The sequence below is a fragment of the Solimonas sp. K1W22B-7 genome, assembly GCF_003428335.1.
Classification (GTDB): domain Bacteria; phylum Pseudomonadota; class Gammaproteobacteria; order Nevskiales; family Nevskiaceae; genus Solimonas_A.
This window is the reverse complement of the sequence record NZ_CP031704.1, coordinates 1,799,050-1,825,815: the sequence shown is the minus strand read 5'-3', so window position 1 is coordinate 1,825,815 and position 26,766 is coordinate 1,799,050. Positions and strand designations below refer to the sequence as shown.

The 26,766-nt window shown below is 68.7% G+C and carries 25 protein-coding genes; 18 read left to right on the top strand and 7 right to left on the bottom strand.

Translation table 11 applies throughout. The annotated features are described in order from the left end of the window. Window positions 1-29 precede the first annotated feature (29 nt). The gene (locus D0B54_RS08445) at window positions 30-407 is read right to left on the bottom strand and encodes a YajD family HNH nuclease (protein WP_117290899.1); all 378 of its coding nucleotides are present in this window, start codon (window positions 405-407) and stop codon (window positions 30-32) included. A gap of 13 nt (window positions 408-420) precedes the next feature. Next, complete coding sequence (locus tag D0B54_RS08440) at window positions 421-1,866, bottom strand: amidase (RefSeq protein ID WP_117290898.1); 1,446 nt, start codon at window positions 1,864-1,866, stop codon at window positions 421-423. A 102-nt stretch (window positions 1,867-1,968) separates the two neighbouring features. Here D0B54_RS08440 and D0B54_RS08435 point away from each other — a divergent pair, with 102 nt between their 5' ends. After that, a complete protein-coding gene (locus D0B54_RS08435) occupies window positions 1,969-4,287 on the top strand; it encodes a serine/threonine protein kinase (RefSeq protein WP_162932303.1) in 2,319 nt (772 codons plus the stop codon). A gap of 8 nt (window positions 4,288-4,295) precedes the next feature. On the opposite strand, the gene D0B54_RS08430 is transcribed toward D0B54_RS08435, so the two are convergent. From D0B54_RS08430 to D0B54_RS08420, 3 genes are read right to left on the bottom strand one after another with little or no spacing between them, the layout of a single operon-like run. Then, complete coding sequence (locus D0B54_RS08430; RefSeq protein WP_117290896.1) at window positions 4,296-5,024, bottom strand: hypothetical protein; 729 nt, start codon at window positions 5,022-5,024, stop codon at window positions 4,296-4,298. A 17-nt stretch (window positions 5,025-5,041) separates the two neighbouring features. Beyond that, the gene (locus D0B54_RS08425; RefSeq protein WP_117290895.1) at window positions 5,042-6,442 is read right to left on the bottom strand and encodes a sensor histidine kinase; all 1,401 of its coding nucleotides are present in this window, start codon (window positions 6,440-6,442) and stop codon (window positions 5,042-5,044) included. Next, window positions 6,439-7,146 (bottom strand): response regulator transcription factor, encoded by a 708-nt coding sequence (locus tag D0B54_RS08420; protein ID WP_117290894.1) that lies wholly within the window; start codon window positions 7,144-7,146, stop codon window positions 6,439-6,441. Before D0B54_RS08420 ends, D0B54_RS08425 begins: the two co-directional genes overlap by 4 nt. Before the next feature lie 171 nt (window positions 7,147-7,317). Here D0B54_RS08420 and D0B54_RS08415 point away from each other — a divergent pair, with 171 nt between their 5' ends. The 14 genes from D0B54_RS08415 to D0B54_RS08350 all read left to right on the top strand — a co-directional run bounded on the left by D0B54_RS08415 (window position 7,318) and on the right by D0B54_RS08350 (window position 22,790). Further along, window positions 7,318-7,674: a YciI family protein gene (locus D0B54_RS08415; protein WP_117290893.1), complete on the top strand. Its 357-nt coding sequence runs from the start codon at window positions 7,318-7,320 to the stop codon at window positions 7,672-7,674. 113 nt (window positions 7,675-7,787) lie between these two features. Beyond that, window positions 7,788-8,018 (top strand): hypothetical protein, encoded by a 231-nt coding sequence (locus D0B54_RS08410; RefSeq protein WP_117290892.1) that lies wholly within the window; start codon window positions 7,788-7,790, stop codon window positions 8,016-8,018. A gap of 211 nt (window positions 8,019-8,229) precedes the next feature. Next, entirely contained in the window at window positions 8,230-9,048 is an 819-nt protein-coding gene (locus tag D0B54_RS08405; RefSeq protein ID WP_367396798.1) for a DUF817 domain-containing protein, read from the top strand. A 61-nt stretch (window positions 9,049-9,109) separates the two neighbouring features. Next, the gene (locus tag D0B54_RS08400; RefSeq protein ID WP_117290890.1) at window positions 9,110-10,336 is read left to right on the top strand and encodes an MFS transporter; all 1,227 of its coding nucleotides are present in this window, start codon (window positions 9,110-9,112) and stop codon (window positions 10,334-10,336) included. A gap of 166 nt (window positions 10,337-10,502) precedes the next feature. Further along, on the top strand, window positions 10,503-11,285 hold the full coding sequence (locus D0B54_RS08395) for an enoyl-CoA hydratase-related protein (RefSeq protein ID WP_117290889.1): 783 nt from the start codon (window positions 10,503-10,505) through the stop codon (window positions 11,283-11,285). A gap of 176 nt (window positions 11,286-11,461) precedes the next feature. Then, the gene (locus D0B54_RS08390) at window positions 11,462-13,219 is read left to right on the top strand and encodes an acyclic terpene utilization AtuA family protein (RefSeq protein WP_117290888.1); all 1,758 of its coding nucleotides are present in this window, start codon (window positions 11,462-11,464) and stop codon (window positions 13,217-13,219) included. Beyond that, the gene (locus D0B54_RS08385; RefSeq protein WP_117290887.1) at window positions 13,219-13,914 is read left to right on the top strand and encodes a TetR/AcrR family transcriptional regulator; all 696 of its coding nucleotides are present in this window, start codon (window positions 13,219-13,221) and stop codon (window positions 13,912-13,914) included. The genes D0B54_RS08390 and D0B54_RS08385 overlap by 1 nt, the downstream gene beginning before the upstream one ends. A 5-nt stretch (window positions 13,915-13,919) precedes the next feature. After that, window positions 13,920-15,425, top strand: a complete 1,506-nt coding sequence (locus D0B54_RS08380; RefSeq protein WP_117290886.1) for an acetyl-CoA carboxylase biotin carboxylase subunit — start codon at window positions 13,920-13,922, stop codon at window positions 15,423-15,425. After that, a complete protein-coding gene (locus D0B54_RS08375; protein ID WP_117290885.1) occupies window positions 15,425-15,922 on the top strand; it encodes an acetyl-CoA carboxylase biotin carboxyl carrier protein subunit in 498 nt (165 codons plus the stop codon). Before D0B54_RS08380 ends, D0B54_RS08375 begins: the two co-directional genes overlap by 1 nt. Next, entirely contained in the window at window positions 15,919-17,526 is a 1,608-nt protein-coding gene (locus tag D0B54_RS08370; RefSeq protein WP_117290884.1) for an acyl-CoA carboxylase subunit beta, read from the top strand. The genes D0B54_RS08375 and D0B54_RS08370 overlap by 4 nt, the downstream gene beginning before the upstream one ends. 10 nt (window positions 17,527-17,536) lie before the next feature. Further along, the gene (locus D0B54_RS08365) at window positions 17,537-18,547 is read left to right on the top strand and encodes an alpha/beta hydrolase fold domain-containing protein (protein ID WP_117290883.1); all 1,011 of its coding nucleotides are present in this window, start codon (window positions 17,537-17,539) and stop codon (window positions 18,545-18,547) included. 192 nt (window positions 18,548-18,739) lie between these two features. Further along, window positions 18,740-20,635 carry a propionyl-CoA synthetase gene (locus D0B54_RS08360; protein WP_117290882.1) on the top strand — a complete coding sequence of 632 codons (1,896 nt, stop codon included), beginning with the start codon at window positions 18,740-18,742 and terminating at the stop codon, window positions 20,633-20,635. Between the two features lie 185 nt (window positions 20,636-20,820). Beyond that, entirely contained in the window at window positions 20,821-21,891 is a 1,071-nt protein-coding gene (locus tag D0B54_RS08355; RefSeq protein WP_117290881.1) for an SMP-30/gluconolactonase/LRE family protein, read from the top strand. Window positions 21,892-21,935: 44 nt separating this feature from the next. Further along, complete coding sequence (locus D0B54_RS08350) at window positions 21,936-22,790, top strand: alpha/beta fold hydrolase (RefSeq protein ID WP_117290880.1); 855 nt, start codon at window positions 21,936-21,938, stop codon at window positions 22,788-22,790. Between the two features lie 220 nt (window positions 22,791-23,010). Here D0B54_RS08350 and D0B54_RS08345 read toward each other — a convergent pair whose 3' ends face one another. After that, window positions 23,011-24,237 carry a saccharopine dehydrogenase family protein gene (locus tag D0B54_RS08345; protein WP_117290879.1) on the bottom strand — a complete coding sequence of 409 codons (1,227 nt, stop codon included), beginning with the start codon at window positions 24,235-24,237 and terminating at the stop codon, window positions 23,011-23,013. A gap of 137 nt (window positions 24,238-24,374) precedes the next feature. Between D0B54_RS08345 and D0B54_RS08340 the strand changes: the two genes are divergently transcribed. From D0B54_RS08340 to D0B54_RS08330, 3 genes are all read left to right on the top strand, one after another. Next, window positions 24,375-24,785 carry a PaaI family thioesterase gene (locus D0B54_RS08340; RefSeq protein WP_205527308.1) on the top strand — a complete coding sequence of 137 codons (411 nt, stop codon included), beginning with the start codon at window positions 24,375-24,377 and terminating at the stop codon, window positions 24,783-24,785. 202 nt (window positions 24,786-24,987) lie between these two features. Further along, complete coding sequence (locus D0B54_RS08335) at window positions 24,988-25,431, top strand: hypothetical protein (RefSeq protein WP_117290878.1); 444 nt, start codon at window positions 24,988-24,990, stop codon at window positions 25,429-25,431. Beyond that, a complete protein-coding gene (locus tag D0B54_RS08330; protein WP_117290877.1) occupies window positions 25,428-26,231 on the top strand; it encodes a DUF2145 domain-containing protein in 804 nt (267 codons plus the stop codon). Before D0B54_RS08335 ends, D0B54_RS08330 begins: the two co-directional genes overlap by 4 nt. Here D0B54_RS08330 and D0B54_RS08325 read toward each other — a convergent pair. After that, complete coding sequence (locus tag D0B54_RS08325) at window positions 26,228-26,731, bottom strand: DUF2937 family protein (RefSeq protein WP_162932302.1); 504 nt, start codon at window positions 26,729-26,731, stop codon at window positions 26,228-26,230. The genes D0B54_RS08330 and D0B54_RS08325 overlap by 4 nt on opposite strands. Between the last annotated feature and the right edge of the window lie 35 nt (window positions 26,732-26,766).

Below are 26,766 nucleotides of genomic sequence, written 5' to 3'. Positions count from 1 at the left end.
CCGCCGGTATGACAGTTCTTCAAAACTGCTTACGACTTCTTCCCCATCATCGCCTTCAAATCCGCAAACGGATTGCCGGTCGCCACGTTCTGCGTGCTTTCCCCGGACGCCTTGCGGCCGTCGTTGTCGGTGTAGCGCGAGTGCTCGTTGTCGTGGCAGTAGATGCACAGCAGCTCCCAGTTGCTGCCGTCCTCGGGGTTGTAGTCGTGGTTGTGGTTCCGGTGGTGCACGGTCAGCTCGCGCAGGTTGACGCGCGTGAACTCGCGGGCACAGCGGCCGCAGACCCAGGGATACATCTTGAGTGCGCGCTCGCGGTAGCCGGCGTCGCGGGTCGCGGCATTGCGCTGCGCATCCGCCACGATCTGGTCGAGCTTGGCGTTGTCGATCACGGTTTTCTTGATGACCATGGTCTTCTCCTGGCTATGCAGCGCGGGCGCGGCGGCGCTTGGGGGCGGACACATCCTGGATGCGCCGCCAGGGCTGCGCCTCCTCCAGGCCGTAGGCCAGTTCCAGCAGGGTGCGCTCGGCGCCATGCGCGGCGGCGATCTGCACGCCGATCGGCAGGCCTTCGGCACTCGCGCCCATCGGCAGCGAAATCGCCGGGCTGCCGGCGGCATTGTTCAGCGGCGTGAAACCGACGTAGCGCAGCAGGTTGTCGAACAGCGGCTCGAAGTCCTGGCGCGGCGACAGATGCCCGAGCTTGGGCGTCACATGCGCCAGCACCGGCGTGAGGATGGCGTCGTAGTTGCGGAACATGCGGGCGTAGTCGTCGTAGGACTTGCGCAGGCGGTAGAGCATCAGCGGCGTGCGCAGGATATTGCGCCGGTACATGTCGGCCAGGCCCAGGCTGAGGTTGTCGAGCTTGGAAGCGTCGAATCCCGGAGCGATGACCTTGCTGCCGAAGCGCGACACCGAGTAGGCCAGCATGCCCCAGTAGAGGCGGAAGTCGCCGGGGAACGAGGGCTTCACCGGCAGCACCAGTTCCTCGACGCGGTGGCCCAGGCCTTCCAGCAGCTTCGCGGTCGCTGCCACGGTTGCGCGCGTCTCGGCATCGGTGGCATGGCCATTGATGGAGTCGAAAGACAGGCCGATGCGCAGGCTCTTCTTGCCCGGCCCTTCCACCAGCCCGATGGCCGGCAGCTTGGGATTGCGCCAGGTGCCTTCCATGCCGGCGAAGAAATGCGCGGTATCGCGCACGCTGCGCGTCACCACGCCCTCGGAGACGATGTTCACCGGCAGGCTGCGCGCCGATTCGCCGTCGATGAAGCGGCCGCGCGTGGGCTTCAGGCCCACCAGGCCGCAGCAGGCGGCGGGGATGCGGATGGAGCCGCCGCCGTCGTTGGCATGGGCGATCGGCACCACGCCGGCCGCGACCAGGGCCGCGGAGCCGCCGGAGGAGGCACCGCTGGAGTAGTCGGTGTGCCAGGGGTTTCGGGTGGGCTCGTGGCGCAGGAACTCGGTGCTGGCGTTGAAGCCGAACTCCGGCAGGCGGCTCTTGCCCAGCACGGTGAAGCCCTGCGCCAGGTACTGGCGGGCGAAGGCGCCGTCGGCCGCCGCCGGCTTGCCCGGCACGGCGTCGGAACCATGGCGCGTCGGCAGGCCGGCCACATCGGTGTTGTCCTTGACGAAGGTCGGCACGCCGCCGAAGGCGCCCGGACGCGCGCTGCGGCGCAGGGCGGTCTCGTAGGCCTCGGCCTGCACGGCATTGAGCGCGCCCACGGCCTCGGCGCGGGCGATGGCGGCAGCCGCCACCTCGCGGCCGCTCAGTTCACCGGAGCGGACCAGGCGGGCCAGGGCCACGGCGTCGTGGTCGGCCAGCGCGTCGTCGCGGAAGGCATGCAGGGTCTGGGGCGTCTGGGCGGGCATTCTGCGGGGTCCGAAGGGTTGAAGGGGGCCAATATAGCGGGCGCACCGCCGTTCGTCCGCCTGCGCTGAAGTTCCACTCAGTCCGGCCGTTAACGAATGACCATGGGCCAGACGATCGGCAAGTTCGAAGTGCGGCGCCTGCTCGGCCAGGGCGCGCAGAGCCGCGTCTACCTGGCCTGGGACCCGGACCTGCAGCGCGAGGTGGCGATCAAGCGCCTGCTGCCGCAGCGCACCGGCCTGCCGGCCGCACCGCAGGCCGAGGCGCGCAACGTCAGCCGCCTGCGCCATCCCAACATCGTCCCGATCTTCGACATGGGCGAGCAGGACGGCCAGGCCCACCTGGTGTTCGAGTACGTGGCCGGCCAGACCCTGCAGCAGCTGATGGCCAAGGGAGCCCTCGCCCCGGCCCGGGCGGCGGAACTGATGGTCGGCGTGCTGGAGGCCCTGGAACAGGCCCATGCCCAGGGCGTGATCCACCGCGATCTGAAACCTTCCAACATCCTGGTGGATGCCGGCGGCCAGCCGCGGGTGATGGACTTCGGCATCGCCAGCCGGGTCGCGGCGCCGCAGGGGGTCGAAGAGGGCCTGGTCGGCAGCCCGGCCTACATGGCGCCGGAATACGTTCGCACCCGCGATGCCGGCCCTCAGTACGACGTCTTCGCCGCCGGGCTGATCCTGTTCGAGATGCTCAGCGGCCGGCGCGCCGTGCAGGGCGAGCATGCGCTGCAGGCGATCCACCAGCTGGCCAACATGCCGCTGGTGTTCCCGGCCGAGGTGGCGCTGGATGGCCGCCTGCAGGACATCGTCGCCAAGGCCACCGCGAAGGAGCCGGAACTGCGCTATGCCAGCGCGCAGCAGATGCGCGAGGCGCTGCAGGCCTACCTGCGCCCGGCAGTGAACGCCGCCGGCGACGGCGGGCGCCAGAGCACGCTGGAATTCCTGCTGCGGCGCATGAAGGTGAAGAGCGACTTCCCGGCGATGTCCACCGCGATCAACGCGATCCAGCGCCTCGCCGCCTCGGAGAAGGCCGACATCCAGAAGCTGTCGAACGCGATCCTCAAGGACTTCGCGCTGACCAACAAGATCCTGCGCCTGGTCAACTCCGCCTACTATCCCAAGCTGTCGGGGGAACGCATCCGCACGGTGTCGCGCGCCATCGTGATGCTGGGCTTCGACGCGGTGCGCGGCATCGCCATCTCGCTGATGCTGTTCGAGCATATCGGCGACCGCAAGCAGGCCGGCGTGCTGCGCGAGGAGTTCCTGCGCAGCAACCTCGGCGGCATGCTGGGACGCGAGCTGGGCGCGAAGCTGCTGCCGGGCCATGGCGAGGAGGCTTTCATCTGCGCGCTGTTCCACGACCTGGGGCGACTGCTCGCGCACTATTACTTCTGGGAGGAGGCCGAGACCATCGCCAGGCTGGTGGCGGCGGAAGGCTGCACGCAGGACGAGGCCGCGTTGCGCGTGCTGGGCATCAGCTACCAGGACCTGGGCGTCGGCGTGGCACGCAGCTGGGGCTTCCCCGAGCCGATCGTGCACAGCATGCGGCGCCTGCCGCCGGGCAAGCCGCCGGTGGCGCGCTCGCAGGATGAGCAGCTGCGCCTGCTCAGCGCCTGCGCCGGCGAGGCCTGCGCGATCCTCGACAGCGGCGCCGACCGCAGCACGGCAATGGCCGCGCTCGCGGCGCGTTTTCGCGACAGCCTGGGCCTGGGCGAACGCCAGTTGAACGACGCCATCAAGCAGGCCGCGCTGGGCCTGGCCGAATTGTCGGGCACGCTCGGCATCGACCTGGCGCGCAGCCGTCTGGGGCAGAAGCTGTCTGACACGCCAGTTCCCGAAACCCCGGCCGCGCACGTCGCCAGTTGCGAACTGCGCGTGGACGATGCAGCAGCGGCCGAACTGGTGGAATCCGGCAATGCCGAGGCGATACTCGCCGCCGGCATCCAGGAGGTCAGCAAGGCCCTGCTCGACGACCTGCCGCTGACGGAGCTGCTGCAGATCGTCACCGAGACGGTGTACCGCTCCACCCGCGTCAACCGCGTGCTGATGTGCCTGCGCGACGAGCGCAAGCCGCTGATGCGGGCGCGCTTCGGCTTCGGCAACGGCTGCGATGAACTGGTGAAGCAGTTCGAGTTCCCGCTGGCCGGCAGCGACCTGTTCAACCTTATCCTGGGCAAGGACTCCGACGTGCTGATCCGCGACGCCGGCGATGCAAAGGTCCGCGCGCGCCTGCCGCCCTGGTACCTGTCGCGGGTGGACGCACCGACCTTCCTGGTATTCCCGCTGAACGTACGCGGCACGCCGGCGGCAATGATCTACGCCGACTCGGACAAGCCCGGGGCGATCAGCGTCTCCGACAAGGAGCTGTCGCTGCTGCACACGCTGCGCAACCAGGCGGTGCTGGCGATCCGGCAGGCGCGCTGAGCGGGCCGCTACTTCTTCGCCTTCAGGCCCTTTTCGCAGAGCGCGCGGTTCTTCCAGGTGGCCGGGGCAATGGTCGAGAACATGTCGAAGTCGGCCGGCGGCAATTCCTGCAGCGACTCCATGTCCGGATGCGCGGTGCCGGTGTTCGGCTCCAGGGTCTTGAGACAGTCCTGGTAGCGTCCCAGGTGATACTCGGTGATCGCCAGGTCGTTGCGCAGCTTGTCCTGGTCGATCCAGTTGTAGAAGACGCCGCACTCCGCGATCAGCGACGACAGCGTCGCATGCGCCTGGTCGTAGGTCTTGGTGCGGTACTGCTTCAGGAACAGGTCCTGGCGCTGCCGCAACTGCTTCCGCTCGCAGGACGGCGGTGGCAGGCGGTAGGTACCGTCGTAGGTCGCCCTGGCGCCGCAGTAGTAGTTGCAGGCCTCGGGATCGAAGTTGGAGGGTTGCAGCTCGATGTCGTCGCCCTTGGCCTTGATCGAGATCGTGCAGGGCCTGGACGGTGGATTCGTGGGAACGACCACGCCCTTGCGCAGGTTGCCCTTCAGTTCACAGACATGGGCGTTGGCGCCGGTGGTCTCGATGGCGACGGGCTGGCCCTTGCCCTTGTCGGCACCCAGCGTCAGGCTGCCCCAGCCCTCGAGCAGGATGTACTTGCCGGGCCGCAGGCTGTCGGCCGCCGCCGTGAGCGACAGCAGGCACAGGGCGAGGAACGCGAAAATCCGGAGCGGGTTCATACCCGCACTCTAGCGGTTCAGTCCGCCGCCGGTAACCGCAGCTCCGCCTCGAAGCCGCCGCCGATGCGATTGCGGAAATGCAGGCTGCCTTCACAGGCCTCGACACAGCGGCGCACGATCGCCAGGCCCAGACCGTGACCGCCGCGCTCGCGGCTGCGGGCGGCGTCGGGGCGGAAGAAGGGCTGGCCCAGCCGCGGCAGCGCCGCCTCCGGCACGCCGGGGCCGCTGTCTCGTACCCACAGGCTGAGTTCGCCGCCGGCACGCTCCGCGGCCACCGCGATGGCGCTGCCGCCGCCATGGCGGGCGGCGTTGCGCAGCAGGTTGCTCAGGGCGCGCAGCAGCAGGGCACGCTGGCCGCGCACGGCCAGACCGGCAGCCACCGCAACCTCCACCTGCGACAAGGCTTCTCGGTCGATGGCCTCGGCCAGCAGCGGGCGCAGCTCGATGCGCTCGGGAGCGGCGCGGTCGGCCTCCATGCCGGCACGCGAGAACAGCAGCAGTTCGTTGAGCAGCTCGGACATCTGGCGTGCGTCGTCCTGCACGTCCTGCAGCGTTTCCCGCGCATCGTCGCCGACGCGCGACTCCAGCAGGCCCAGGCCGATCTGCATGCGCGCCAGCGGCGAAATCGTCTCGTGCGCAACGTCGGCGAGAAACTGCTTCTGGCTGGAGACGTAGTGCTGCAGGCGTCCCGCCATGTCGTTGATCGAGCCCGCCAGCTGGCCCAGTTCGTCGCCGCGGCGCTCGTCCGGCAGGCGCGACTCGAAGCGTCCGGCGGCGATGCGGCGCGTGGCCAGCTTCATGCGCACCACGGCGCGCGCGATGCCGAAGAAGAACGGCGCCCACACCAGTGCCGAGAGGCCCACCGCGATCAATGCCAGGCGCAGCCATTCGCCGACGCCGAGAAAGACCGCCAGCGCATAGACCGAAGGCACGTCGACGCGGATATCCAGCGGCCGGCGGCCGGCCTCGGTCGTGACCATGGTGGGAATGACGATGCCGTAAGGCCCGCCGATGCCGGCTTGCCGCAGCTCCAGGCGATCGCCTGGCCCGCCGAAGCGCGGCGGCGGTCCGCCGCGGCCCATGCCATGCGGTGGGCCATCCATCATCCGCGGCGGAGGCCCTCGGCCCTCTCCGGGCGGCGGTCCGCCGGGCCCTCCCGGTCCGGACTTGGGGCCGTCGGTGGAGAAGCCAACGCCGTAGCGCTCGCTGTAGGCCGCCAGGATCTGCGGCCACTGCGCCTGCGGCGCCTGCGACAGGTCGTTGCTGATCAGCTCGCCGATGATGCCCAGGCGTTCCCGAGCGGCCGGCGACAACAGGCTGCCCCAGCCGGCCCAGCCGATCAGCAGCACCGCCAGCACCAGCAGGTTGAGTGCCAGCAGCAGCAGCGCGCGCAGGTACAGCGGCAGGCGCAGGCTCATCGGGAATCGGGTTTCTGCAGCAGGTAGCCGGCGCCGCGCACGGTGCGGATGTAGCGCGGCTCGCGCGGGTCGTCGCCGAGCTTGCGGCGCAGCGCGGTGATGTGGACGTCCACCGAGCGGTCGTTGGCATCGAAACGGCGGTCGCGCAGGCCTTCCACCAACTGCTCGCGCGAACGCAGGCGGCCGGCATGCCGCGCCAGCTCGGCCAGCAGGTCGAACTCCACCGGCGTCAGCGCCAGTTCCGTGCCGCCCAGGCGCACGCTGCGACCGTCGAGATCCAGCTGCAGTCCGCCGAAGTCCAGCAGGCGCGAGGGCGGCTCCGCCGGCGCGGCACGGCGCAGCAGCGCACGGATGCGCGCCGTCAGTTCGCGCGGCGACACGGTCTTGGGCAGGTAGTCGTCGGCGCCCTGGTCCAGTCCCATGACCCGGTCGCCCTCGTCCCCGCGCGCGGTGAGCATCAGCACCGGCACCCTGGAGGTTTCCCGCAGCCGCTTCAGCACCTCCAGGCCGTCGAGACCCGGCAGCATGCCGTCGAGGACCACCAGGTCCCAGCCGCCGCCGGCGGCCAGCGCCAGGCCCGAGGGGCCGTCATGCGCCGGCGTCACCGAGTAGCCCTGCTCATGCAGGTAGCCGGTGAGCAGGCGCGTCAGCTTGACGTCGTCGTCGATCAGCAGCAGCTGTGGTGGACGCTGGGGCGCGGACATGGTCTCAGGGTGGGCAAGCCATGGCGCGGCGTCAACCGGGACTGCCGTGGGGTGGAAGACATCGATCATGCCTGCAGTGTCTGCCGCAGCAACGGCGCCTGCCCTGCTTCTTTACACAGCCTTAACGCTGCGACGCCGCTATCATTCGGCTTCCCCCAACCGGAGAGTCCCATGGCTTATGTCCTGCTGATCATCGAGCGCCCCGGCTGGCGCCAGGACCGCACGGCGGATCAGGGCCAGCATCATTTGCGGGCGATGCAGGATTTCAGCGGCGCGCTGCAGGCACGCGGCATCCTGCGCGCCGTCGAATCGCTGCGCCCGACCAGTGCGGAGAGCCTGCGTATCGAAACCCGTGACGGCCAGCGCCGCCAGTTCGACGGCCCTTTCGCCGAGGCCAAGGAAATGGTCGGGGGCTTCTTCCTGCTGGACTGCGGCCGCGAGGAAGCCCTGGCCATCGCCCGCGACTGCCCGGCTGCCGAGTGGGCGACGGTGGAACTGCGCGAGACCGGGGTCTGCTCGGAGAACTAAGCGCAGCGCTGCCCCCTCGGCAGGGGTGCTGCCACAGCTGCTGGAAGTCATCGCGCCGTGAGAGACTGGCGCTGCCAGGCACTGTCGCCAAGCCCGAAATCCTAGAACACCCCATGGCCAAGAAACTCAGCAAGTCCCAGCGCGCCGTCATGATCTGGCTCAGCCGCGGCTGGAAGGCCTATGTCGCCTACGGCAACCGCGTGGAGGTCAACGGCAAGCCGGTCTGCACCACCGAGACCATGGCCGTGCTGGAGAAAGCCGGCCTGATCGAGCGCGAAGGCGTCGCCGCCTGGACTGCCACGCCCGCCGGGCGCGAGTGGCGCGATCCGCCGGCGGCAGCCTGAGTCGAATTGCACGAAACCTGCGCGGTCCCCGCACCGGGATTGCACGCGCCTTCCCTAGTCTTCGAACCCATTGGCTTCCCGCTCGCGGAAGCCGGATGCCCGAGGACAGTCCATGCAGCATCAGCAACACCCCGCGGGTGACGCCCGCAGCCTCTCCGGCCTGATTGCCGCCGGGCCGCTGGCCCTGCTGCATCGCTTCGACCGGCACCTGATGAATCGCCCCGTCCGGCCGCTGCTGGCCGGGTTGCGGTGCTACGGCCTGGAGTTCTGGTACTTCGGCATCAAGCAGGCGCGGGCCTGCCTCTTCGCGGGGCTGTTCTTCACCGCGATGTTCTCGCTGCCCCGCGAGGGTCTCTTCGGCGTTCCGCGCTACGACGTCCTGCTGCTCGTCGCCCTCGCCATCCAGGGCTGGATGGTCTGGAGCGGGCTGGAATCGCGCGATGAGCTGAAGGCGGTCTGCCTGTTCCATGTCATCGGCTTCGCGCTGGAGGTGTTCAAGACCTCCAGCGGCATCAGGTCCTGGGCCTACCCGGACTTCGCCTGGAGCAAGCTGCTGGGCGTGCCGCTGTTCTCCGGTTTCATGTACGCCGCCATCGGCAGCTACATGATCCAGGCCTGGCGGCTGCTCGACCTGCGGATCCGCCACCATCCGCCGTACTGGATGTCGGCCTTGCTGGCCTTGCTGATCTACACCAACTTCTACACGCATCACACTATCGGCGACTACCGCTGGCATCTGGCCGCCGCCACGCTCGGCCTCTATGCCCGCACCACGGTGATCTTCCACCCCTACGACCGGCCGCGCAGCATGCCGCTGCTGCTGTCCTTCGTGTTGATCGGCTTCTTCATCTGGCTGGCAGAGAACATGGGGACCTTCTTCGGCCTCTGGAGGTATCCCAACCAGATCGGCGCATGGGCCCACGTCCACGTCGGCAAATGGAGTTCCTGGTCGATGCTGGTGATCATGACCCTGACGATCGTGGCGAGCCTCAAGGGCATCCGGGAACGGGTCCACGTCGCCGCGGAATGAACGTGGGATCGGGCAGGCAATGGCTTACCATTTCCCACCCGAGGAGCCGCAGGGACCTGTCATGAACGCCGCCGTCGATTCCCGCGAGAGCCGCGCCGCCTGGCTGCTGATGATCGTCGCCGCGACGATCCTGACGCTGACCATGGGCGTGCGGCAGTCGCTGGGACTGTTCGTGGCGCCGATCCACGACAGCAGCGGCCTGTCTATTGCCACGATCAGCTTCGCGCTGGCGGTGGGCCAGCTCATGTGGGGCGTGGCGCAGCCGCTGTTCGGCATGTACGCCGACCGCCACGGCTCGGTGGGCGTGGTGCAGCTGGGCGGCCTGATGCTGGCCGGCGGCCTGGCGCTGGCGCCCTTCCTGCCCAATCAATGGGGCCTGCTGTTCGCCCTGGGCATTCTCTCGGCGGCTGGCGCGGGCGCCGGCAGCTTCTCGATCCTGATCGGCGCCACCTCGCGCCTGCTGCCGCCGGAGCGCAGGCCCTTCGCGGCCGGCTTCATCAATGCCGGCGGCTCCTTCGGCCAGTTCCTGTTCGCACCGCTGACGCAGCTCGTGATCGCCGCGTCCGGCTGGGCCGCGGCGATGTTCACGCTGGCCGCCAGCAGCCTGCTGACCCTGCCGCTGGCGCGCAAGCTGCGCGCGCCGGTGGTGGCGCCCGGCGTGCCGGTGGCCACCACCGAACCGGGCCTGGGCGGCGAGGTGCGCCGCGCCTTCGCCGACCGCAGCTACTGGTGCCTGCACCTGGGCTTCTTCACCTGCGGCCTGCACATCGCCTTCCTGGTGACGCATCTGCCGGGCGAGGTGGCGCTCTGCGGCCTGCCGGCCAGCGTCTCGGCAGTGTCGCTGGCGCTGATCGGCCTGTTCAACATCGCCGGCAGCCTCACCGCCGGCGCACTGGGCCAGCGCTACCGCATGAAGTGGCTGCTGGCCGCGATCTACGCCAGCCGCGCGCTGATGATCGCGATCTACCTGGTGTCGCCGCGCACGCCGCTGACCTTCTATATCTTCGCCGCCGCCCTGGGCTTCACCTGGCTGGCCACGGTGCCGCCCACGGCCGGGCTGGTGGGCAAGCTGTTCGGCACCCGCTACCTCGCCACGCTGTTCGGCCTGACCCTGCTGTCGCACCAGATCGGCGGTTTCTTCGGTGCCTGGCTGGGCGGGCTGACGATCACGCGCTTCGGCGACTACAGCTGGATGTGGTACGCCGACATCGGCTTCGCCCTGCTGGCGGCGCTGGCGAACCTGCCGATCCGCGAGGACCGGCCTGCGCCCCGCCCCGTAACTGCCTGAATCGGCGACGAAAATCTGCCTCCTGGGGCTACCTCGCACAAAAGGGTGAGGCCGACTCACCAAACCCCGCCTACCCTTGCGAAAACTGACCGGGTGGGTCGCGTGGGCAGCTTGAATGCCTACCATTGAGGCCGACTCATCCCGAACCGTACCCCAGGAGAAACACATGTCTGAACCCGTCCTTGTCGAACGCCGCGACGCGGTGCTGTGGATCACCATCAACCGCGAGGAGCGCCGCAACGCCCTCAACGAGCAGGTCGTGCGCGCGATCGACAAGGGCATCGCCGACGCCGTCAGCGGTGGCGAGGTCAAGGCGATCGTGCTGACCGGCGCCGGCGACAAGGCCTTCTGCGCGGGTGCGGACCTGGCCAAGAACGCCCAGGGCTTCGCCTTCGCGGTCGACTATGCGCGGCCCAAGCACTACATCGTGGATCTGTTCAAGCGCCTGCAGGAATGCACCCTGCCGGTGATCGCCCGCGTCAACGGCCACGTCATGGCCGGCGGCTTCGGCATCCTCTGCGCCTGCGACATGGCGGTGGCAGCCGACGATATCCGCATCGGCACCACGGAATCCAAGATCGGCGTCACGCCGATGATGATCCTGCCTTACATGCTGCGCGTGCTGCCGCCGCGCAAGCTGCAGGAGATGTGCATCACCGGCGAGCAGTTCACGGCGCAGGATGCGCTGGACTGGGGCGTGGTGAACTACGTGGTGCCGCGCGCCGAACTCGACGCCAAGCTCGACTGGCTGCTGGCCCGCGTCACCGACAAGTCGCCCACCGCGATCCGCCTGGGCAAGCAGGCCTACAACGCGATGCGCGACATGAGCCTGCGCGAGTCCCTGGAATTTGCCCAGGCGATGGTGCCGATCATGTCGAGCACGCAGGACGCGAAGGAAGGCATGGCGGCTTTCCAGGAAAAGCGTCCGCCGAATTTCACGGGCAATTGATTTAACCCGAAATGACCCACGGACCGTTCATGCCGAGTGCCGCGAAGCGGTGTATCGAGGCACGTGCGGTGCGCCCCTCGATAAACCGGCCGGTCATCCCGAGTGACCCGCGATAGCGGGTTGTATCGAGGGACGCGGCACTCGGGGAGAACGGAATGGTGGTTGGAGCATAAAAAATGAAAGACCAAGTAAGGATCGGTTGCGGTGCCGGCTTCTGGGGCGACTCTGCCGAAGGCCCGAAGCAGCTGGTCGAGTCCGGCGAGATCGACTACCTGGTGCTCGACTACCTGGCCGAGATCACCATGAGCCTGCTGGCGCGTGCCCGCGCCAAGGACCCCAACACCGGCTATGCCACCGACTTCCCATCGGTGGTCGCCAGCCTGGCGCCGAAGCTGAAAGAGCAAGGCATCCGCGTCGTCACCAATGCCGGCGGCGTCAATCCGCAGGCCTGCAAGGCGGCGATCGACGAGAAACTCAAGGCCCTGGGGATCGACCTCAAGGTCGCCATCGTCACCGGCGACGACCTGCTGCCGCGCGCGGCCGAGTTCGCGGACACGAAGGAAATGTTCAGCGGCGACGCCATGCCGCCGAAGCTCTGGAGCATGAACGCCTACCTGGGCGCCTTCCCCATCGCTCACGCCCTGAACGGCGGCGCCGACATCGTGCTGACCGGCCGCTGCGTCGACAGCGCCGTGGTGCTGGGCGCGCTGATCCACGAATTCCAGTGGCAGGCCGACGAGTTCGACAAGCTCTCCGCCGGCAGCCTCGCCGGCCATGTCATCGAATGCGGCGCCCAGGCCACCGGCGGCGTCAGCACCGACTGGGAAAAGGTCGCGGGCGACTGGGATCAGATGGGCTTCCCCATTGCGATCTGCAATGCCGATGGCAGCTTCATCACCACCAAGCCGGCCAACACCGGTGGCCGTGTCGCCCCCGACACCGTGGCCGAGCAGATCGTCTACGAAATCGGCGACCCCTCGGCCTACCTGCTGCCGGACGTGAGCTGCGACTGGCGCAACCTCAAGCTGATCCAGGTCGGCGAGAACCGCGTGGAGGTCTCGGGTGCGAAGGGCCGCGCGCCGACCTCGCAGTACAAGGTTTCCGCCACCTGGCAGGACGGCTTCCGCACCACCGGCACGATGATGATCGGCGGCGTGGATGCGGTGGCCAAGGCCGAGGCCGTGGCCGCGGCGATCCTGAAGCGCACGCGCGCCATGTTCGCCAAGCGCGGCCTGGCCGACTACACGCGCAGCGACGTTGAAGTCCTCGGTGCCGAGGCCAACTGGGGCGCCAACAGCCGCCGCCGCGACGCCCGCGAGGTGATCCTGAAGCTCGCCGTGCACCACGCCGACAAGAACGCGCTGGAAATCTTCGGCCGCGAGTTCATCCCGCCGGCCACGGCGATGGCCCAGGGCATTACCGGCTTCGCCGGCGGCCGCCCCTCGCCGACGCCGCTGGTGCGCCTGTTCTCCTGCCTGGTGCCGAAGGACCAACTGCCGATCGAGGTGGATGGCAAGCCCTTCACCGCGCCGGCGGTGGCCTATGGCGATGCCGCGGGACTGCCCGCAACCCCGAACGAGGGCGCCGCTCTCGCCGGCCCGACCAGGAAGGTTCCGCTCATCAAACTCGCGTATGGCCGCTCCGGCGACAAGGGCGACTCGGCCAACATCGGCATCCTGGCCCGCAAGCCGGAGTACCTGCCGCTGCTGCGCGCCCAACTGACGTCGGAAGCCGTGCAGCAGTACTTCGCGCACTTCGTGCGGGGCAAGGTCGAGCGTTTCGAGATTCCGGGCCTCAACGGCTTCAACTTCCTGATGCAGAACGCGCTGGGCGGCGGCGGCATGGCCAGCCTGCGCTATGACCCGCAGGGCAAGATGCTGGCGCAGGTCTTGATGGACTTCGAGATCGACGTGCCGCTGAGCCTGACGCCCTGATGAGCCGCGCCGCCGCCAAGAAGCCCGTGGTGCGCCTGGCACGCGAGCAGCGTGTGGACGAGATCCTCGTCGCGGCGCGCGACGTGTTCTGCGAGAAGGGCTACGAGGCCTCGGCCGTGGCCGAGATCGCGGCTCGCATGGGCGTGGTGGAAGGCACGATCTACAAGTATTTCGCCAGCAAGCGCGAGCTGCTGCTCAAGGTGCTGGAGCACTGGTACGAGGAGATGTTCGGCGACTACGCGCGTGATCTCGCTGGCGTCAGCGATGCGCGCGGCCGCCTGCGCCTGCTGGTGTGGCGCCACCTGCGCTCCATCCGCGACTACCCCCTGCTCTGCCGCCTGATGTTCCGCGAGGTGCGCTCGGAGCAGGACTACCGCGGCTCCGAGCTGCACGAGATGAACCGGCGCTACACGCAATTCCTGCTCGAGGTGATCGAGGCTGGCGTGCGCGGCGGCGAGTTCCGCGGCGACCTGCCGGCGGCGCTGCTGCGCGACCTGGTCTACGGCGGCATCGAGCATGGCACCTGGAACTACATCTGCGGCCGCGGCGAACTGGATATCGACGCCATGGCGGAACAACTCACCGCGGTGCTCTGCGAAGGCATCGCCAGGACGGCCGAACCCGGCCTGAAACAGGAAATGGAGCGGCTGTCGCAGATCGCAAGCCGCATCGAAAAGGCATTGCCGAAGAAGTGAACCCCATGACAACAGCCCTACCCGATGTCTCGAAGTGGCCCTTCCAGTCCGTGCTCGTCGCCAACCGCGGCGAGATCGCCGTGCGCGTGCTGCGCACCGTGCAGAAACTCGGCCTGAAGGGCATCGTCGTCTACCACGCCGCCGACCGCGGCACCGCCGCGGTGAAGATGGCCGACCAGGCCATCGAGATCACCGGCAGCACGCCGGTGGCCAGCTACCTGGACGGGGCACAGATCATCGCCGCGGCCAAGGCCAGCGGCGCCGGCGCGATCCATCCGGGCTACGGCTTTTTGTCCGAGAACAAGGGCTTCTGCGCCGCCGTGGAGGCCGCGGGCTTGCGCTTCATCGGCCCCACGCCGGAGCAGATCGACCTGATGGGCGACAAGGTGCGCGCGCGCAACTTCGTCGAGAAGGCCGGCTTCCCGGTCGCGCCCTCGGCGATCGAGGACGACGATCCCAAGACCTTCGTCGAGCGCTCGCGCCAGGTCGGCGCACCGCTGCTGATCAAGCCTTCCGCCGGCGGCGGCGGCAAGGGCATGCGCATCGTGCGCGACCTGTCGATCCTGGAACAGGAGATCGAGCGCGGACGTTCGGAAGGCCAGCGCTACTTCGGCGACGGCCGCCTGTACTGCGAGCGCTACATCGAGAACCCGCGCCACATCGAGGTGCAGGTGCTGGGCGACGGCCAGGGCAGCGTGGTGCACGTCTTCGAGCGCGAGTGCTCGGTGCAGCGCCGCTTCCAGAAGATCGTCGAGGAGACTCCCTCCCCGGCGCTGGACGCCGCGCTGCGCGACAAGATCTGCGAGACCGCGGCCGGCATCGCCCGCTCGCTCGACTATCGCAACGCCGGTACGGTGGAGTTCATCTTCGGCCAGGGCGGCGAGTTCTACTTCCTGGAGATGAACACGCGCCTGCAGGTGGAGCACCCGGTCACCGAGGAAATCACCGGCATCGACCTGGTGCTGCAGCAACTGCGCGTGGCCGCCGGCGAGAAGCTGGGCTACGGCCAGGCCGACGTGAAGTCCTCCGGCCACTCCATCGAGTTCCGTATCTACGCCGAGGACGCCGCGCGCGGCTACACGCCGACCACCGGCCCGATCCTGGTACTGCACCCGCCGCAGGGCGAAGGCGTACGCTGGGACAGCGGCGTGCTGCAGGGCGGCGAGGTCACCTCGGCCTTCGATCCGATGATCGCCAAGCTGATCATCCGCGCCAAGGACCGTACCGAGGCCATCGCGCGTGCCGACAAGGCCCTGCGCGAGACCGTGCTGCTGGGCTGCAAGACCAACACCGCCTTCCTGCGCCGACTGATCCAGCACCCGGCCTTCGTCGCCGGTGATGTGCACACCGGCTTCCTGGACGCCAACCCGCAGATCGCGGCGGAGCCGGAGCTGCCGTCGGAAACGCTGCAGGCCCTGCTGGGCGCCGCGGCGCTGAGCACGCGGCCGATGCGCGATGTCGCCGATGCCGTGCCGGACATGCATGCCGCCATGGGCGGCTGGAGAAACTAATGCATCACGCCTTCAAGCTCGGCGACACCGAGCACAACGTTGAAATCTCCCGCAGTGCCGATGCCTATCGGCTGCACCTCGGCGACCAGGAAGTGGCGGTCGACCTGAAGACCGGCGCCGATGGCCGTGCCTGGCTGACGCTGGGTGAGCGCCACGTCGAGGTGGTCATCGCCACGCGCGGCGACGACGTCTTCGTGCACCTGGACGGTGAGGCCTACCAGTTGCGCTACCAGCACCCGCTGGACCGCCTCGCGGCGCAGGCCGGCGGCGCTGCCGAGGACAACATCCGCGCACCGATGCCGGGCAGCATCGTCGCGGTGCAGGTCAAGGCCGGCGATGCCGTGACCAAGGGCCAGACCCTGCTGGTGATGGAGAGCATGAAGATGGAAACCACGATCGCCGCGCCGCGTGACGGCACGATCGCCGCCATCACCTACGAGAAGGGCCAGACCTTCGACCGCGACGCGCTGCTGCTGAGCCTGGAGCCGAACAAGTGAAGAGAATCGAGAGCAAGCTGAACACGGCCTCCGCCGAGTTCCAGGCCAACGCCGCCCACAACCGCAAGCTGGCCGGCGAGTTCAAGGAAAAGCAGCGCGCGGTGCGGCACGACCGCCCGCAGCGCGACATCGACCGCCTGCGCCAGCAGAACAAGCTGCTGGTGCGCGAGCGCCTGGCGCAGCTGCTGGACCCGGGCACGCCCTTCCTGGAGTTCTCCTCGCTGGCGGCCAACGAGGCCTACGACGGCGAAGTGCCGGGTGCGGCCTGCGTCACCGGCATCGGCATCGTGTCCGGCCGTGAAGTGGTGATCAATGCCGGCGACGCCTCGGTCAAGGGTGGCGCCTGGTACCCGCTGACGGTGAAGAAGACCATCCGCGCGCTGGACATCGCGATCGAGAACCGCTTGCCGGTGGTGCATCTCTGCGACTCCGCCGGCGGCTTCCTGCCGCTGCAGGCCGACCTGTTCGCCGACAAGTATTATGCCGGCCGCATCTTCCGCAACCAGTGCATGCTGTCGAAGATGGGCATCCAGCAGGTGTCGGTGGTGCTGGGCCATTGCACGGCCGGCGGCGCCTATGTGCCGGGCCTGTCGGACTACAACGTGATCGTGCGCGGCACCGGCGCGATCTTCCTCGCCGGCCCGCCGCTGGTGAAGGCGGCCACCGGTGAGGACGTGAGCGTCGACGAGCTCGGCGGCGCCGACATGCACACCAGCGTCTCCGGCACCGCCGACTACCCGGCGTCCTCGGAAGAGGAAGCCATCGCCATCGCCCGCGACATCGTGGCGCAGTTCAAGCGGCCGCAGAAGGCACACACCGAGTGGCAGCCGCCCGAGGCACCGCACTACGATCCCTCCGAGCTGTATGGCGTGCTGCCGCGCGACATCAAGCAGGGCTTCGACATGCGCGAGGTGATCGCGCGCCTGGTGGACGGCTCGCGCTTCCACGAGTACCAGCCCAACTACGGCAAGACCCTGATCTGCGGCTATGCGCACCTCTGGGGCTACAAGATCGGCATCCTGGCCAACAACGGCGTGCTGTTCAACGACAGCGCGCTCAAGGGTGCCCACTTCATCGAACTGTGCAACCAGGGCCGCACGCCGATCGTGTTCCTGCAGAACATCACCGGCTTCATGGTGGGCAAGGAGTACGAGCGCCGCGGCATCACCAAGGACGGCGCCAAGATGATCATGGCCGTGTCCAACTGCGAAGTGCCCAAGTTCACCGTGATGTGCCATGGCTCCTTCGGCGCCGGCAACTACGGCATGAGCGGCCGCGCCTTCGACAGCCGCTTCCTGTTCAGCTGGCCGCAGTCGCAGATTTCGGTGATGGGCGCCGAGCAGGCCGCCAACACCCTGGCCGACGTCAAGATCCGCCAGCTTGCCCGTACCGGCAAGAAATTGTCCCAGGAGGAAATCGACGCCATCCGCGACCCGGTGCTGGGCGAGTTCAAGCGCAAGCAGAGCGCCTACTGGTCCACCTCGGAAATCTGGGACGACGGCATCATCGACCCGGCGGACACCCGCAATGCCCTGGGTATCGCCCTCTCGGCCGCCCTGAACACCCCCATCGGCGATCCCCGCTACGGCGTGTTCCGGATGTAAAGTGGCAACCATGAACGCCCCGAACTCCGCCATGCCCGCCTCCCGCCAGCCCCTGCTGCCGGCCCCCGTCGAAAGCTGCGTCGTCTACCGCCCGGTGCCGATCAGCACGCGCAGCCGCATCATCGTCTGGCTGCTGAAGATCGTCCTGCGCCCCTGGCTGGCGCGGATGATCCGCGGCTCCGACGAAAAGGTCGCCAAGATCCAGCTGCAGGTCTCGCACATGCGCTGCCCCAACAACCACGGGCTGACGCAGGAGTACACCATCGTCGGCCGGGTGCCGGGGCATGTGTTCGGCGACATCGCGGACACCAGCAAGCCGATCATCCTGTGGCTGCATGGTGGCGCCTTCATCCTGCCGGCCGCGCCGCATGCGCACCTGGAGATGGTGGCGAGCCTGGCGTCCAAGATCGGCGGCGTGGGTTTCCTGCCGGACTACCGCCTGGCGCCACGCAACCGCTTCCCGGCGGCGCTGGACGACTGCGAGCGCGCTTATGGCGCGCTGCTGGAGCTGGGCTATCCGGCTTCGCGCATCGTCGTGGGTGGCGACTCGGCCGGCGGCCATCTGCTGCTGGGCCTGCTGCAGCGCATCCGCAAGAACGGCTGGCCGATGCCGGCCTGCGCCATCCCGGTCTCCCCGGCCACCGAAATGGGCCGCATCCACTCGCCGCCGTCGCGCACCTGGAAGCGCCACAGCGACCCGATCCTGCCGATCGCCGCGCTGCAGCGCGTGGACGAAATGTTTGCCGGCGACTGGGACGCCTCCGATCCGGAGCTGTCGCCGCTGTATGCCGACTGCACCGGCTTCCCGCCGATGCTGATGCTGGCCACCAACAACGAAGTGCTGACCGACGACACGGTCCTGATGGCGCGCCGTGCCAAGGCTGCCGGCGTCGATGTGAAGTGCGAGATCTGGCCACTGCTGCCGCATGCCTTCCCGCTGTTCGCCTCGCTGTTCCCCGAGGTGAAGCTGGTGCGCAAGGAAATGCTGGAGTACATCAAGGCGAAGCTGGACCTTGCCTAGTTCTGTCCCCTCTCCCGCTTGCGGGAGAGGGTGGCCCGAAGGCTCGGCGAGGGGAGGGATCCCCGAGATAGGGCAACGCATGGAGCAGTTGCCGAGAGAGGGTGCTGTAACTGTCGCAAGAGTTACAGAAACCCTCTCCCCTGCCCCTCTCCCGCAAGCGGGAGAGGGGTTCTCATTTGTGGAGGAGAACCGATGAGCCGCTACCCAACCGAATACCGCCGCTCGCTGGCCGAGCCCGAAGCCTTCTGGGCCGAGCAGGCGCGCAAGCTGCACTGGCATAAGCGCTGGGACCGCGTACTCGACGCCGACAAGGCGCCGATGTACCGCTGGTTCACCGGCGGCCAGTTCAACACCTGCTACAACGCCCTGGACCGCCACGTCGAGAATGGTCGCGCCGAGCAGGATGCGCTGATCTACGACAGCCCGGTCACCGGCACGGTGCGCTGCTATACCTACCGCGAGCTGCGCGATGCCGTGGCCCGCTTCGCCGGCGCCCTGCGCGCGCAGGGCGTCAGGCAGGGCGAGCGCGTGGTGATCTACATGCCGATGGTGCCGGAAGCGGCCATTGCCATGCTGGCCTGCGCCCGCATCGGCGCGATCCACTCCGTGGTGTTCGGCGGCTTCGCCGCACCGGAGCTGGCCAAGCGCATCGACGACGCCCAGCCGGTGCTGGTGGTCTGCGCCAGCTGCGGTGTCGAAGCCGGGCGCATCATCGAGTACAAGCCGCTGCTGGACCAGGCCCTGGCACTGGCCGCGCACCCGCCGGCTCACTGCCTGGTCCTGCAGCGCCCGCAATGCCTGGCGACGCTGCAGGCCCCCCGCGACCTGGACTGGAACCAGGCCGTGGCCGCCGCCGAGCCGGCCGACTGCGTGCCGGTGGCTGCCACCGATCCGCTGTACGTGCTCTACACCTCCGGCACCACCGGCAAGCCCAAGGGCGTGGTGCGCGACCATGGCGGCCACGCCGTGGCGATGCGCTATTCCATGGAAGCGGTCTACGACGTGCAGCCCGGCGAAGTGTTCTGGGCCGCCTCGGACGTGGGCTGGGTGGTGGGCCACTCCTACATCGTCTATGCGCCGCTGCTGCAGGGCTGCACCACGGTCCTCTACGAGGGCAAGCCGGTGGGCACGCCGGATGCCGGCGCCTTCTGGCGCGTGATCGCCCAGCACCGCGTCAGCACCTTCTTCACCGCGCCCACGGCCTTCCGCGCGATCAAGAAGGAAGACCCCAAGGGCGCCCTGCTGCAGAAGTACGACATCTCCTGCCTGCGCGCCCTGTTCCTGGCCGGCGAGCGTTCCGACCCGGACACGATCCAGTGGGCGCAGCAGATGCTGCAGGTGCCGGTGGTGGATCACTGGTGGCAGACCGAGCTGGGCTGGCCGGCGATCGCCAACTGCCTGGGGCTGGAGCCGATGCCGGTGAAACCGGGCTCCGCCACCGTGCCGGTGCCGGGCTTCGAGCTCTGCGCGCTGGACGCCGACGGCAGGCGCCTGGGCGCCGACGAGATCGGCAACCTGGTGCTGAAGCTGCCGCTGCCGCCGGGCACGCTGCTGACGATGTGGAACAACGAGCAGGGTTATCGCGAGAACTACCTGGACCGGTATCCGGGCTGGTATCTGACCGGCGATGCCGGCTATGTCGATGCCGACGGCTACGGCTGGATCATGTCGCGCATCGACGACATCATCAATGTCGCCGGTCATCGCCTTTCCACGGGGGGCATGGAGGAAGTGCTGGCCGGCCACCCGGACGTGGCGGAGTGCGCCGTGATCGGTGCGGCCGATCCCCTGAAGGGGCAGCTGCCGGTGGGGCTGGTGGTGCTGAAGGCCGGCGTCGATCGGCCGCAGGACGAGCTGATCCGGGAGCTGGTGGAGCGTGTGCGCTCGCAGATCGGGGCGGTGGCCTGCTTCAAGCAGGCCACCGTGGTCACGCGCCTGCCCAAGACGCGCTCCGGCAAGGTGCTGCGCGCGACCATGCGCGCCATCGCCGACGGCAAGCCCTACACCGCGCCGGCGACGATCGATGATCCGAAGTGCCTGGAGGAGATTGCGGTGGCGTTGAAGGGGCTGGGGTATCCGGCGGCGTAGCCGTCGCTTGCCCATGTAGGAGCCCGCTTGCTGGCGACAAGGTCCTTGTCGCCGGCAAGCGGGCTCCTACAGTCCGACCCTCCGTTTCCCTACCCCCGATCTGTGACGCGGGCCGCTTCCGGCCGCCTGCCCCGGGCGTATAGTCCCTTCGCGCAGATCGGCGCCATCGCAAGGGAGTGCTGCAGATGAACAGGACGTTCAAGTCGGCCCTGCTGGGCCTGTGCTTCGCGGCCGGGGCCGCCAGCGCCGCCGAATTCGGCGAAGTTTCCGTGCTGGCCCAGGTGCCGGTGCCCAACGGCTTTCCCGAGGGCATCGTCGTCAACGGCGACCGCTTCTATGTCGGCGGCCCGGCAACGCTGGGCACCTCGCTCAACAACAAGCCCTCGCGCGTCTTCGAGTTCGACCTGGACAGCGGCGCGCTGACGCGTACCTTCCTCACCGAGGGCGAGAAGGTGTTCGGCTCCGAGCACGCCAACTCCTGCCTGGCCTTCGACGGCGCCAACCGCCTCTACGTGCTGAACAACCAGATCGGCACCTGGCGCATGGACCTGCAGACCGAAGCCAAGGTGAGCTACTCGGCGCCCTTCCCCAACCTGCCGAACTGCGCGCTGGCCCTGGGCAAGAAGCCCTGCTCGCCGACGCCGCTGAACCTGCCGGCCCTGCCCAACGACATCGTCTTCGACGAGGCTGGCAACGCCTACGTCTCCGACTCGATGCAGGCGACGATCTGGCGCATCCCGCCGGGCGGCGGCGCGCCGCAGGTCTGGTTCCAGGACAGCCGCTTCGCCTCGCCCTACATCGGCGTCAACGGCCTGCGCCTGTCGCCCGACCGCACGAAGATGTTCATCAGCGTGACCGTGGACATGCTCGGCCGCGGCTCGATCTACACCCTGCCGCTGGTGGCGCAGCCGCAGAAGGACGACCTGCAGGTGTTCCACCGCTACCTCGCCGGCGGCCCCGACGGCTTCGCCTTCGGCCAGTCCGGCAAGCTCTACGTGACCCTGGCACTGCCCGGCTCCTCGGGCATTTCGATCCTGGAGCCGGACGGCACGGAGTCGGCGCGCCTGCGCAACAAGCTGCTGAGCCCCTTCAAGCCCTACGACTCGCCGGCCAACGTCGCCTTCGACGGCCAGGGCAACCTGCTGGTGACCAACCACGCCTTCGCCACCGGCATCCTGCTGCCGGGGCAGTTCCAGGTGCTGAAGGTGTTCGTGGGCGATACCGAATCGCCGCTGGCCAAGCCACTGGTGCCCTAGCCGCGGGCGGGGCCCGCAGCTTGCCCAGCGGGTAAGATGCGGGCATGAGAACGACAACACTGCAGGGCTGGCAGGGGCTGTCCCTGGCCGCCGACATCAACGACGCCGGTGCAGGTCCCACGGTCATCCTGCTGCATGGCGGCGGCCAGACCCGCCATGCCTGGTCCGGCGCCGCCCGCCAGCTGGCGGCGCAGGGCTATCGCACGATCGCCTATGACGCGCGCGGCCATGGCGGCAGCGGCTGGGCGGAAGACGGCAACTACACCACCGATGCCCTGGTGGCCGACCTGAAGGCGATTGTCGCCGCCCTGCCCGCGCCGCCGGCCCTGGTAGGCGCCTCGATGGGCGGAATCACCGCGCTGACCGCGATCGGCGAAACCGACACGCCGCTGGCCAGCGCGCTGGTGCTGGTGGACGTGGCACCGACCATCGAGCGCCGCGGCGTCGAGGCGATCCGCCGCTTCATGACCGCCAATCCCGGCGGCTTCGCCAGCCTGGAGGCAGCCGCCGACGCGGTGGCCGCCTACAACCCCAGCCGGCCGCGCCCCAAGGATCCTTCGGGCCTGAAGAAGAACCTGCGCCTCGGCGAAGATGGCCGCCTCTACTGGCACTGGGACCCGCGCATCATCGCCGGCAGCCAGGAAGAGCATGTCGCCTACCTGCAGGCCTACGAGACCCGCATGAGCAATGCCGCCCGTGGCATCCGCGTACCGACCCTGCTGGTACGCGGCAGCCAGAGCGACGTGGTCAGCCCCGAGGGGGCGAAGCACCTGCAGCAGTTGATCCCGCAGGCCGAGATCGCCGACATCGCCGGTGCCGGTCACATGGTGGCGGGTGATCGCAACGACGCTTTCAATGACGCGGTGATCGGGTTTTTGAATCGCAGCCTGCGAGGCTGACACTTAGGCCGTTCCCTTTGCGGTCGCTCCCCCTCTCCTCGGCAACTGCTCCATGCGTTGCCCTACCTCGGGGATCCATCCCCTCGCCTACCCCTCTCCCGCAAGGGGAGAGGGAAACAGCAGATCTCCATATTCGTACCCGGGGACAGTAGTTCCCTCTCCCCTCGCGGGAGAGGGTGCCCCGAAGGGGCGGGAGAGGGGGAAGCCCGCGTGCCGCGTCTTAGCCAATTCGCTCGAACGTCAGTCCCGCATTCGCCACCAGCCGCTCCACCAGCGCATCGCCCAGCGCCGTCGCCGGCGTCCAGAAGCCACCGGGCAGTTCCGCCTTCGGGCGATCCAGCGCCAGGCAAGCGCCAGCCTCGCCGAGCATCTTGCCGGTGGAGCCGTAGCCCGGATCACGGTCGCCGGTCACCTTCACCACCAGCTTGCGGCCGGAGGCGGTCTCGCCGTAGACACGGTGGTCGAAGCAGCCCTTCTCCTGCTGCTCCGGTGTCGGGCCCTCGCCCGGCTTGGGTACCACGAACTTTTCCAGCAGCCGGCGCGTGGGACCGATGGCGGTGGCGGCGATGAAGCCGCCCAGGCCCACGGCAGTACCGGCGGCGAGCAGGCGGCCCTTGAGGCCCGGCCCGGTCATCACTGCCTCGTCGTAGCGGAAGTCCTTGCCGTAGGCGACGCTGGATAGCGCGTTGGAGCGGTGCACGACGCGGGTGTTGATGGCGGCCATCACGAAGGGCGACAGCCAGCTGCGCGCATCCTCGTCGTACTCGGCGAACACCACGTTGGGCTGCACCGCGCCGCCGCGACGCTCCGGCGGGCAGATGCCGTAGGGATCGCCCATGATGCGGCGCACGGCGGGATCGCGCGCGCTTTCCGCGACGGCATTCATCAGGCTCGCAGCCGTGCCGCCGGAGAAGCCGCCGCGCAGGGTCTTCACGCGCATCTTCACCCGCGTGCAGGGCTCGCCGAACTCGCGCAGCGCCGCCTGCTGCAGGAAATGCACGCCCAGGTCGGAGGGGATCGAGTCGTAACCGCAGCAATGGACGATGCGGGCGCCGCTGCGCTTGGCCGTCTCTTCATGCGCGGCGATCATGCGTGCGATCCACTGCACCTCGCCGGTGAGATCGCAGTAGTCGGTGCCGGTCTCGGCGCAGGCCTTGACCAGCGGCGAGCCATAGAGGGCATAGGGGCCGACGGTGGAGATCACCACGTCGGTGTCGGCACAGAGGGCGCGCAGGGCAGACCCATCGGCGGCATCGGCAACGATCAGCGGCAGCTCGGCAGCACCGGCGCCGAGGCCGTCGCGCAACTGGCGCAGCTTGTCCTCCGAGCGCCCGGCCAGGGCCCACCGGAAATTGCCCTCGGCACCGTGGCGCTGGAACAGGTAACGGCTGAGAATCTGGCCGACGAAGCTGGTGGCGCCGAACACGACGGCTTGGTAACGGCTCATACCGATATCCCCCGATGGATTCCCCGGCCCGGAGGATAGCCGCTGCGGGGCCTTGCCGCACCGTCTGCAAGGACCGTGTCTCCCGCGGCGCCATTGCGCAGAATGACGCCATCCTGGCCGCCCCTGGAGTGCCGACCGTGAGTTCGATTGAGCAGTTCCTGCCGCATGTCCTGAATCACCCCCTGCACCGCGCCATGGGCGTGGAGCGCATCGAGGCCTCCGAAGGGCGCTCGCGCATCGAGATCGACGTGGGACCGACCATGGTCAATGCCGCCGGCATGTTCCTGGGCGGCAACGTCTACACGATCTGCGACATGGCCTGCTACGCGGCGCTGCTGAGCGAACTGCCCGAGGGCGAGAACGCGGTGACGCACGACATCCACGTCTCGCTGATGCGCGGCGCCCGCGCCGGCGACCGCGTGGTGTTCACCGGCCGTGTGATCCGGCGCGGCCGCTCCGTCGCCTTCATGGAAGCGGAGGCGCGTTGCGGCGAGGAGATCGTGGCCCGCGCCACCGTCACCAAGAGCATCCTGAAACCGCGCTCCTGAAAGCACCTCGCCCCTTGCCGGGGGCATCCCACTTGAAATATGAACAGTGATCATTTAAGGTGAAATCCAGGGACTTTCCGTTCCGCCCGGCCCTCCGGGGCCGATCGGGAAAGCCCTTACCCTCGGGAATCTCCCGATGGCGCAGCCTTGCCTGCGTTTCTCGTTGATTTTCATATGAACACTGTTCATTGAGGAGTTCACCATGAAGCTCTCCCCCACCGCCACCGCCGCAACCCTGGCCCTGCTGCTGGTCGCCGCCCAGCCCGTCGCCGTGTCCGCCGCCGATCCTTCCGGCCTGTCGCGCGGCTCGGAACTGTCCGCCAACGGCAGCGCCACCATCGCCGAGGGCAGCCTCGCCGTGGTCCAGGGCAGTGCCGACATGGTGGTGGTGGCGGTGCAGGCCGTGGGCGACGGCCTGCGCGTGACCCTGCAGGGCAGCGCCAAGGTCGGCAAGGTGGTGCTGTCGGTGCCGATGGCGGTGGCCGGCGGCCTGTCCTACGCCGCGGGTCAGACCGTCACCGTGATCGCCGAGGGCGCCGGCTGGCTGATCGTGCGTGCCGGCGAGGTCATCGCCTTCGTGCCCAACGAGGCCGGCAAGGCATTGCTGCACTCCCGCCCGGTACGCGACCTGGGCGCCGGAACATGAACGCGCCGATGCGTGGTATTGCGACCCTGCTGCTGGCGGCGCTGGTCGCAGTGTCGTCGCTGGCGCAGGCCGGACAGGGCTGCCAGGCCACACCGGTGACGCCGGCGGCGATGGGCAAGGCCATGCACCTGGCGCAGCAGGTGCAGGCTGCGCTGGACCAGCGGCAGGCACAGGTCGCGATCCTCGGCCGCGTCGGCTCCGACGTGTCGAAGTACGGCCTGCGCTACACCCACGCCGGCATCGCCTACCGCGCGCCCGGCGAAGCGGGCTGGACCATCCTGCACAAGCTCAACCACTGCGGCGAGGACCGCGCCTCGCTGTTCCGCGACGGCCTGATGAACTTCTTCCTCGACGACCCGCTCGAGTACCGCGCGCTGCTGCTGTTCCCCACCGAGGCACTGCAGCGCCACCTGGCGCCGGCGGCGGCCGGCGATCTCGGCCTGGGCATGGACAACCCGCACTACAGCGTGCTGGCCTACCCGTTTGCGCTGGACTACCAGAACTCCAACAGCTGGCTGCTGGAATTCCTGGTGGCGGCGGGCTCCGAGGTGCCGGTGATCGGGCGCGCCGCCGCGCAAACGCAGCTGCGCCGCAGCGGCTACAAGCCGGACCGCATCTCCATCGCCCCCAGCGAGCGCATCGGTGCGACGCTGTTCAAGGCCAACGTCGCCTTCACCGATCACCCGCTGGGCGAGCGCCTCAGCGGCAAGTACTCGGTGGTGACGGTGGAATCCATCGCGCGCTACCTCGGCGAACGCCAGTGGCTGGCGGAGAGCCGCGAACTGAGCCTGCAACCCTAAGCTGAGCGCGCCGCAGGCCGCAGGCCCATGCCGATGAGCCCGGTCAGCAGCCAGGCCAGCAGCACGCCGGCCAGGGCATAGGCGCCGGCTTCCAGCGTCAGCGGCAGGCCCGGCTGGAAGTGCAGGGCGCCATGCAACGCCGGGTCGAAGTTGCGCGCCAGCGCCAGCGGGCGCTCCCACGCCGGTGCGGCACGCAGGGCCTCCTGCATGGCGGTGTAGCGGCGGTAGCGTTCCAGGGTGCTGCGATGGATGCGACCGGAGGCCTGGAACACCGCATCGGCGTTGTCCTCGTGGCGCCGGATGAAGTCTTCCACCTCCAGGTGCAGCTGCGTGGCCTCCCGCAGTAACTCCTGGTAACGCGCCCCGGCCTCCAGCTGCACGCCGGCCAGGGTGTTCTCGTAGGCCAGGTAGTAGACCGGGAATTGCGCCGCCGTCACCGCGAACAGCACGGCCAGGACCCGTTCGCTGATACCGCCGAGGAAGCGTGCCAGGAGGTTCATGGGCCTGAGGATAGGGGGAATCACCTTGCGACCGC